Origin of the sequence: Streptomyces sp. NPDC059003 (assembly GCF_042740445.1) — a bacterium.
Taxonomy (GTDB): domain Bacteria; phylum Actinomycetota; class Actinomycetes; order Streptomycetales; family Streptomycetaceae; genus Streptomyces.
In genome coordinates this window covers 1-9,200 of sequence record NZ_JBHYJH010000261.1, presented here as the reverse complement: position 1 = coordinate 9,200, position 9,200 = coordinate 1, and the positions used below count along the sequence as shown (strand labels likewise).

Genomic DNA, 9,200 nt, shown 5'->3' with positions numbered 1-9,200 from the left:
CACCACCACACACCCTGCCCAGCACTTTCCCCCTCCAAGAAACGGGATGAAAGAGGTTCACTGAACCAGAAACCACACCAGTTACACCGAAGACTTTACAGACCCATCCGCCGACGCCAGCGAACCATGTTGCGCTAGGAGCTCTAAGGTGCGCAGGGAGAGACTGGGATGCGCGAGGTATGGGAGCGGTCCTGGTGCCCGGCCCTGAGCGCGCAGGGAGCAACCGATCCGCGAAGAACGGAAGACCGGTGGCCCGTGCGGCCCGAGCATGAGGAGGGGGAGAGACCGGAGGTTCTCGGTGTTCATGACAGGCGTGAGGACTGACCGCTGCGCGTGCCGGATCGACTTCCCGCCTGGCAGGGCAATTCAAAACCAGCCTGCCGGACGGGAATTCTGGTGACTGCGGCATAGCCCCCTTGGCAGATCAGGAGGAATCTGTTCAGATCGTGGACGCTGCAAGCGATACCTGCACGGCAGCGGCCGAGGACGCCTATTGGGGCCTATAGGGAAGGTGTAGCGAAGGGATGCGCCAGATGCGGGGAAGTGGCCTTGGCCTTGTCCGCTTTGGGGTTGCGGGGGCGCAGCGCGCGGAGTGTAGGTTCGTCGCCGCGCGGCTCGGTGGCGGTTGCCCGTTCGTTTCCTGTCTCGGTGGCGCACCGCTGCGGAGTGGTGGCGGCGGGCTCCGGCGTGAGGGCTGCGAGTACGGTCTGGAGTGCGGGGTTCCAGGCCGGTGGGGCGGTGAGGTGTTGGTGTGGTTCGTCGTCGGCGCGGCGGGGTTTGCGGTCGAGGACAGGTACGAGGCCGCGTGTGGGGCTAGGGAGCAGGACGGTCTTGCAGGCGTTTACAGTGTGGCTGAGTTCCTGGCGGGCGACGAGGCCGAGAGCTTGTTCGCGGGGATCGCGGCGGATGCCGATGACGACGGGTCCGCCGAGGGTGTCGGCGACGGCTGTCCACTGCTCGGAGTGGTCAGAGGTCGGGTCGAAGGCGTCGCGGTACTGGACGAGCTCGATTCCGTCGGGCAGTTCGGTGCGGATGCGGTCCACGCTGCTTGGCCAGCTGGGGCGGCGCTCGTGGACGGCGGGTGGGACGCTGAGGTAGACGCGGACGGGCTGGCCGGGGTGGCGTGCTGTGGTGGGCTGGCGCATGCCGGTGATGTAGGTGCGGCCGCGCGGGGGTTGGGCGTAGCTCGTGACCAGACGATCGGACGTCTGCGTGGTGATCATCATGCCGTGGATAGGTGTCGGGAGGCGTTGTGTCCCGGTTTTGTCGTGGAGCTGCCAGTGTGTCAACTGCCGCTGAAGAGGCGGCGACACGGTATCGGCGGCGTACACCTGGAGAGCTTGGCGAGGGTAGAGTGATCTCCCATTTCGTCCATAAAAGTATGCGCCCCGCGGCCTTGGGGAAGCCGCGGGGCGAGGACGTGTCCTGTACCTCTCCAAGAGGTCACGTCCTGTTGGAGGGGACCCGTACCTTCCAACAGACTTTCGCCGAGGCACCCCTAGCTGTGGCAGCGATGACGTGTGCGTCGCTCCGGCTGGCGGGTGCCGGTGCTGTTTCTGAGCTTCCGCTCCGGTCCAGGCGCGGGTACACCACGCCACTTGAGGGGGTCGTGATGACGTAATGGATGCGGGGCGGCCTCATTGTCGCCCGGGCCCGGCCTCGCGGTGATGCCACTCACCTCGGCGCGGCGCCCCTTCTGATCTCCGGATCTGGCCTGCCACGGCCCTCCGGAGGAGCTGTTCGCCCCGGTGCCAGCCGGCCGCGAACTGTTCAGTTTTCGGTTCTCTCCAGAGCCACGAAGCATCGCTAAGAGGTTTCGTGACGCCATCCTGAAGCCAGGAAGGCCGGTTTCATTTTGCAGCATTGCCATGCCATTCTCTAGTCCAGCCGTGCCCATTTGGCCCAAATTTGCCATGTGCATCGGGTCACTTCACCTGCGCTTCGTGGGGGCCACGCCGTGTGTGGGCGGCTGTTTTCCGGCTATATGCCGCTTCGTGATGCGCGCGATGGGAGCGCAGTCCACCCACCCGTCGCCGAGTTCCGAGCCGCTCGCCCTCCGGGTGGCTAGGCGCGCGAGAAGGCAGTGTTGGCCTTGGTGTCACCGTGCCGTGCCGGCTGGCGGGACGCCTTCCAAGATTTCTTGCCGTGTGGCGGGAGCATCGGGGGTGTTCGGGGCTGAGCGGTCTCTGTCGGCAGATGACCTGCCTCAAAGTCGGCGGACGGATCAGGTTTTGACGGCCTTCCAGGTCAGTCGATGAGCGCGGTGGTGGCGCCGGTCGCCGTGTCGGTACCCGCTCCGCGTTTGCCGGTCGACGGCGACGCGGTCGCCCTATTGCCTGGCCTGTTCGTGCCGGAGGCGGAGCAGTGGCTGTCGGTGACGTCGGGCCGGATTGCCCCGGACGGCTACAGCTGGATGCAGGGTGTGCACTGGGTGGCGGGGTCGGGGCTATACGAGCCGCGGCAGCACCGGTCGCACGGGCCGCGCTCGTTCGGGCCGATGACGGTGTTCATCGCGCAGCTGCTCGCGGAGCTGACGCCGTGCCGCCCAGGGGTGGAGTACCTGGCGCGCCGCGCTGGCCTTACAGTGCGGGCCGTGAAGTACCACTTACAGATGCTCCGGGAGTCCGGGCTGCTCGTGTGGGAAATGCGCGGGACGAGGGTGAGCGGCGAGCGGGCTCAGGCGTCGGTGTACGTCCGCATGCTGCCGCCGGAGTTCGATGCCGCGCTCGGGATCCGTACGTCCGGTGAGGGCAGCGAGCGGCGGATGACGGGGATGGCGGAGACCGGCCGGAAGCTGATGGCCCGTCTGTCGAAGAAGGCTTCACGGAAGGCCCGGCGGCCGCGGTCGGCGATGTCGTCGAGGACCGCGGCGAAGGGTGCCGGGAGGGGTTCCCCTGAAGCTTCTGTGGCTGGTGTTTCGGCTGAGTCCTGTTGCACCCCAATGGGGGGTGGTCCAGCTACTCGTTCCTCTGCGGGTGGTACTTCCTTACCCCCTGAGAGCAAGCGCGCAAGCGGGCAGCGCACATCCCCCACCCGGAAGAAGTCCAAAGGCAAGGTCGGCGGTCGTCGGGAGCTGAACTCAGTCGGTCGGCGTTTCCAGCTGGCCCGAGAGCTGACGCAACAGCTGGACTGGCTGCGCGGTTGCTCGGTGCCCCGGGTCGCCTGGGCAGCTAGGCACGTTGCTGATGCGGGATGGTCTGTAGCCGACGTCCGGGGCTGGCTGCACTTCCGCCGCGGGGGCATCTCCCGGGTACGCCGGGGCTCCGGCATGCTCGCTGTGCTGCTGGTTGGTGCAGAGACTGTCCTGGACACCCCGGAGAAGAGGGCTGCAGTGGTGGAGGACTGGTACGCAGCGCAGGAGGCGGCCCGCCGTCACCGCATCCAGCAGGTCCGCGCCCGCACAGAGCAGTCCGACGACGACTGGCAGGCCCCGTCCAGCCTCGCCGTCCGGCGCGCGGTGGAGGCTGCGTTCGCTCAGGTCTGCGAGGTGGCGAGCGGCGGCCGCCAGCAGAACCAAGACCACGCTGACGACGACCAGGCCGCGCTGCTTGAGCTGAGCGAACAGGAGCGGGAAGACCTGCGCGTCACCGCCCGGGGCCAGCTCATGCAGGGCAAGACAGACCTGATCACCGGGGTGGTCTATGTCATGGGCCGCGAGGCCGCAGAGCGCCTCTACGGCGTCCGCCTGGTGCGCCGCGCCCTGCAGTTAGCGAGCGCCACCCGCAGCTCACTGATGACCATCACTTCCTGTTGATGGCCCAGATGACCGAGAATGTCACCGCCACCGACGGCCCGGAGTTGCCCGGCGCCGATCCCGCGCGGTCGCACTGCACGTAGCCCGGACAACATCGTCCCCGTCACCGCAACCGCAACCGCACCGACAGGTCCAATGAAACGCAGGAGACGGCTTCGGATCGTTGCCATCGCGTGCTTGGAGCACACCGTGAGGCCCTCCACCGTGTCGAGGCGGACCCGGCCAACCGCGCGATACGCGAGCTCACGCTGGGCCCCCGATTCGGAAGGGGCGGCGGACGATTGCGCTGGCCCGATCGAGGATTCCCGCGCCTGCCGCCGGGGTGTACAGCGTGCACGGCGGCCTGTAAGGGGGAGTTGATCAGCCGAAGAATGCACTCAATGGCCGTCCCTAAAGGTCTTCTCACAACCATGCTGGATGGCCTGCGTTGATCTGGTCGTGCAGGTAGTCTCCGCTCAACGTCGTGAGTTCGTCGAGGTGTTCACCGGGCTTCGTCCGCGGCAGTTCCAGCGACTGGTCAGGGCTGTCCACCGGGTCGGCGGACAGGCCTTGGACCCGGGCCGGCCAGGTCGTCCGTGGTCACTGCCGCTGGAGGAGCGGGTGCTGCTGGTGGCGATGTACTGCCGCACGAACCTGTCCATGCCGCAGCTCGCCCCGCTGTTCGGGATCTCCACCGCGGCAGTCGGCCGGATCATCAAGCGGCACGGGCCACTGCTGACCCTCGCGCCTGCCAGGCACAGGCCGGGAACGGGTAACGTGCTCGTCGTGGACGGAACACTGGTGCCCACTCGGGACCGGTCGGTCGCCGCCTCCTCAAAGAACCATCGCTACTCGGCGAGCATGCAGGTCCTCATCAAGGCGGAGACCAAGCTCGTGCTCGCCATCGGGCGCCCGATGCCCGGCAACCATAGCGACTGCACCGCCTCCACCGACTCCGGCATCGACACCGCCTGCGGGAGGCAACCGTCATCGCCGACGGCGGCTACCAGGGCACCGGACTGCTCATCCCGCACCGCTGCCGGGCCGGGCAGGAACGGCTGCCGCGGTGGAAGGAAGAGCACAACGCCTCGCACCGCCGAGTGCGAGCGCGCGTCGAGCACGTCTTCGCACGCATGAAGAACTGGAAGCTCCTCCGCGACTGCAGGCTCAAGGGCGACGGCGTCCACTGGGCCACCAGCGGCGTCGCCCACATGCACAACCTCGCCTCGCAGGGTGATCTCACTCCAGGAATCGCAACACCCTTGCCCTCACAGCACAGTTACCGAGATACGAGAAGATCTTTAGGCCCCCGAACGAGTATCCAACAATTACCTCCGAGGAGGGCTGTCCAGATCGGACAGGCCTGATAGGTTCACCGATCGAGCCACCTGACTACCGGTCAATTTTTGATCACGCGGCAGGTCGGGTCATCTTGATCAAAGCTTCGGCGCCTCACCTTAAGCACCCTAAGGCAAGGGCAAGAGCCGTCCACTCAAAGGATTTTCAACGGCAGTGAACTCAATACACGGAAAAACCCTAGTTATCAGCGGTGGCGCTGCGAAAATTGTGAGCGCAATTTCTAGATCTTTTGGTGTAGATGGCGCCAATGTCGTGGCTTGTTACTATTCGGCAGACACGCCCCTGGATGTCGAGGAGACCATCGCTTCGGTGTCAGGTGGCGGAGGGCAGATCGTAGTATTTCAGGCAAGGTTAACGCATCGAAATCTACTCACTCATGCCGCGCCGATCTTCGATATGGCTTCTGAGGTGTTCGGTGGAGTCGATTTTGCCGCCGCTGTCACCGGGCAAGCTTCCCCCCTTCGGGTTTTGCGGACCATGAATGGTATTCGTGGCGAGGCGGGAACGCTTGATCAACAGGCCGCCCACTTCTTTCTAGAGGAGGCGAGGAGGCGGCTAAGTGATTGCGGCAAGGTAATCAATCTCGGCCTAACCTCGTCGACCCCAGCCGAATTTAATTTGTTTCAAAAAGGGGGAGAAGTGAAGGAGTGTTCATTTCGGACTGCAGTGAAAGAGCAGAAGAGAGGCGAGGTCGCTCTCCCTTTGCGTCTTCCAGGCGGATCAGGCGAAGCGGAGATCCGCACTCCGGGTAATCTGCGTAGTGCGCCGCAAGGCGTCGACGCGATTGTGTCACTATTTAGGTTCATTGCCGCAAGCGATCGAAATATCACCGGGGCAGACTTTTCTGTCAGCCTGCCCCTTTCAGTCTGAATCCATTACGTGAGATGGCGTCCCGCAAGATGGGGTAGCTGATCAAGTTCAGCACGTATCGTTCCGATGGCGTACCGAGTGGGGATCCTTCGGGGGTGCCACCGGAACCGGGTACGCCAGTCCCGGGCTTGCGAACACATGGCTTTTGCTTTGGAGGTAGGGTGAAGCGTGGGCTAGCTGATCAGCAGTCAATGGAAGTTCATCCCAATAGATGAGCCTAGCTCTGTCGGGGATCTTGACACTTCCAGGTACAGCGGCATGGTCGGGTTCTTTTCGAAGGCTGATGCAGTTGTGCAGGCCTGCCGACTCTCCGCCCCCGTTCCGGTGAGCAAGCCCATCCCTGACTATGCAGATCGCGCAGCGAGCGACCGGTGGCACCTTCTTCCTTCCTGGGCATTGACAAGCGGATCGACCTGGCGCCGTCCGCTGCGTCCCGCCCTGTACCCCGCAGCCAGATCAGCCAAGGAGACGCGATGCCCGGATTCCGCAACTTACAGGACCTCGCCGCCCTCAGGGTGCACGAGGCAGCGTGGCAGGCCCACGCTCTGCTGCGTGCCTATGTCGTACGCGACCGTGGCGCGATCGTCGGACACCCAACGCATCTGGAGGACGACCAACTGGAGTTCGCCAGGGGCATGACCGCCAACTTCTGCAACGACACCTTGACGATGCCCCAGGATGTCCGTCGGCCATGCCGTCCTGCCTCCCTCGGGCGGTAGGACGGCATGGCGGCCTACCTCTGGAAGGCGCCGGATCCGCGCGATTTGCCCGAATGGCGCGCACAGGTGCGCGACGATGTCGGCAGCAACGACTCCCTGCGCTCGCTCACCCAGGCCATCAATGCCGGGCATAACGCCATATTCCCGGCCGCATCCAGCATGGAACCGTTACCAGGCGCGACAGCCTCGATGCTGATGGCCCGCGCGGAGGAACATCGTCTCTGTGCGGCCAAATTGTACTACGCGACCGCCGACATGACCTCGCTCGCACTCGCCGCAGCTTCCACCCCGCCCACTGAACCGATCCGGAAAACCCGGCTACCGTCCCCCTACGGGTTCATGGTGTTCGCCGAGCCGATTGGCAACTACACCCATGATATCGCCGCCGTTCCATCCCACCCCCGCCCGGCTTGCGATGGCGCACACGTGACCGTGACTACGCCCATCGTCGCGATCAGCTGGGGTCTGTGGGCCGCCGCTGACACCGACTTCGCTAACGGCTCGACTGTGCGCTGGTTCAACCAGCGGAGCGCCCGCAGCCAGCTTGAACCGATCCCGCAGGACTTCGAAGGCGTGTGGATCACCTTTTACGCCCCACCGGGCAGCGCCTTCGATACCCTGGCGCCGGACACCGTCATCGATTCTCTCTCCGGTGGCGCCCCCGTGACCGCTGCCGACATCCAGTTGTACCCCCGTCACGCCCCGCTGACCTGGGAAAACGAAACAGTCTTGGCGTTCGGGAAAACCTTCGACGATCTCATGCCGGACATCACTCGCCAGTGCTCCCAGGTCGTCTACACTGCCTGGCAGCTGATGAGCCAGACCGGCAGGGCCCAACTCACCGAGGTCAATGAACTCCCCCGCGACCGCGCCGGCCGCAAGCGCGACCGCCGCGACGGCATCATCGGCCCCTCCGATGTACAGATCCTCAACGTCCATACTGCCCACAGACTCAGCCCTCCCGAGCAGGACGCAGCAGCCCCCACCGGCCGCCGCGCTCCGCAGTGGTCCTGCCGCTGGCCCGTGCGTCCCTATCGGCGCAACACCTGCCTCAACCCCCGCGCCCACGCCGAGGGTGCATGCGAACACGAGGAGCGTATCGTGCCCGCCCACATCAAAGGCCCCAACGACAAACCACTCAGGAGCGGTGAGACTGTGCACCTCTGGGACCACCAACCATGAACTTCAGCAGTGATACTCGAGGGGGTGGACTGACTTGACGGTTGATCTGAGGCGGGTTGGGCTGATGCGCAGGGCTGATTCATAGTCCTGGTGGCTTCGAGGACCAGCAGGCCACAGGGGCGTGATGAACCTTCACCAGGGTGCTCCGCGCGCAACGAAACTCCGGTGATCAAGGGGGGCCTACTACGTCGCCTTGTAGCACCGGAGCTTCAATGTGCCGTCAGGCTGCCATTGTCTGCTTGAGCAAGCCGCCCGCCAATGTAAATCGCGCGGTCGACGGCATTGCTGAGCGGCTGGCGTCGCTGTCCGATCCGTGCGCCCGCCGCGGGCGGCGGCGCACCCTGACGCCGGTGCTGCGCGGTACTGACTGGCGCGCGCTCCGTCCGAGCGGTCGGCCAGTGGGCCCGCAACGCCCCGCAGGAGACCCTCGCTTGCCTCGGCGCCGCCGTCTGCGGTCCTCTCGGGGTGCGCAGGGCGCACTCGGCCACTACGTGCAGCGCCTGTTGACGACCGTGTGCCCTGGCGGCGTGGCCGACTTGAGGGTGTTTGAGAGGCTCCGTTCAGGTCGGCGAGGGCGCGGATGTGATGCATGGTGACATCGCTGGTGCTCCCGCAGATCTCGCAGGTGTCCGCCAAGAGCCGTGTGACCAGCTCTTGTGTGGGCAGTCCCTCCCCCAGACCGGCCGACGATCCCTAATCGTCGCCGACCGCTGCCAGTAGAGGGGAATTCCAACGAACCGTGCCACCAGTGGCTTGCTGTTCTTCCGCTCGACATGGGCCTCGAAGCAAACTCGGGGGCCCTGTTCAGTGTTGACCCTGGCCTGGAGCTGCTGTGGGGTTCCCTCTTCGGTACGAGCAAGTTTCCGCCCTCCAGGACGCCTGCCTTGAGCCAGCCCTGGATCAGTCCCCTTCCAGGAACGTCTCCGAGCGCCTTGAGTAAGGTGGCGTGGTCAATCCGGTCGAACGCCGCTTCAAGGTCGGCGTCGAGCACCCACTGCCTGGCAGGGGGTGAGCCGTTTCCACCTGTTGCGACGATGTGCAGCGTAGTGAACACCAGGCGGACGGCTCAGGTGCTTTGTAGTCACGGTCCCACGCGCCGGAGGAAGGAAACCACTGACGGCCCGCTTCGGCGGGATCCCGCTTACTGAGGTTGTCTGGGTGTTGTCGTAAGGGCTGACGGATGGTGACTGGCGCGGTATGCCCGAGCCATGAGGTATCCGCAAGGCGGTGGCCTGACTGCCGAGCGGCGCGCGTTTCGCGAGCGCATCCGTATGGACGCAGCCGAGATGTTCGCCGCTGGGCAGGACAACGCGGTGATCGCCAAACAGCTTCGGGTC

The 9,200-nt window shown here is 65.2% G+C and carries 5 protein-coding genes and 1 pseudogene; 5 read left to right on the top strand and 1 reads right to left on the bottom strand.

Translation table 11 applies throughout. From position 1 onward, the window contains the following. Nucleotides 1-500: 500 nt before the first annotated feature. The gene (locus ACFWZ5_RS42695) at nucleotides 501-1,226 is read right to left on the bottom strand and encodes a hypothetical protein (RefSeq protein WP_384892491.1); all 726 of its coding nucleotides are present in this window, start codon (nucleotides 1,224-1,226) and stop codon (nucleotides 501-503) included. A 1,028-nt stretch (nucleotides 1,227-2,254) separates the two neighbouring features. On the opposite strand from ACFWZ5_RS42695, the gene ACFWZ5_RS42690 reads away from it, so the two are divergent. The 5 genes and pseudogenes from ACFWZ5_RS42690 to ACFWZ5_RS42670 all read left to right on the top strand — a co-directional run bounded on the left by ACFWZ5_RS42690 (nucleotide 2,255) and on the right by ACFWZ5_RS42670 (nucleotide 7,863). Continuing rightward, entirely contained in the window at nucleotides 2,255-3,754 is a 1,500-nt protein-coding gene (locus ACFWZ5_RS42690) for a transcriptional regulator (RefSeq protein WP_384892488.1), read from the top strand. 417 nt (nucleotides 3,755-4,171) lie between these two features. Beyond that, nucleotides 4,172-4,968: pseudogene (locus tag ACFWZ5_RS42685) on the top strand (transposase); the annotation flags it as partial. Nucleotides 4,969-5,245: 277 nt separating this feature from the next. Further along, entirely contained in the window at nucleotides 5,246-5,962 is a 717-nt protein-coding gene (locus ACFWZ5_RS42680) for a hypothetical protein (protein WP_384892485.1), read from the top strand. Between the two features lie 473 nt (nucleotides 5,963-6,435). Continuing rightward, nucleotides 6,436-6,681 carry a hypothetical protein gene (locus ACFWZ5_RS42675; RefSeq protein WP_384892482.1) on the top strand — a complete coding sequence of 82 codons (246 nt, stop codon included), beginning with the start codon at nucleotides 6,436-6,438 and terminating at the stop codon, nucleotides 6,679-6,681. A gap of 6 nt (nucleotides 6,682-6,687) precedes the next feature. Beyond that, nucleotides 6,688-7,863 (top strand): hypothetical protein, encoded by a 1,176-nt coding sequence (locus ACFWZ5_RS42670; RefSeq protein WP_384892479.1) that lies wholly within the window; start codon nucleotides 6,688-6,690, stop codon nucleotides 7,861-7,863. Nucleotides 7,864-9,200 lie beyond the last annotated feature (1,337 nt).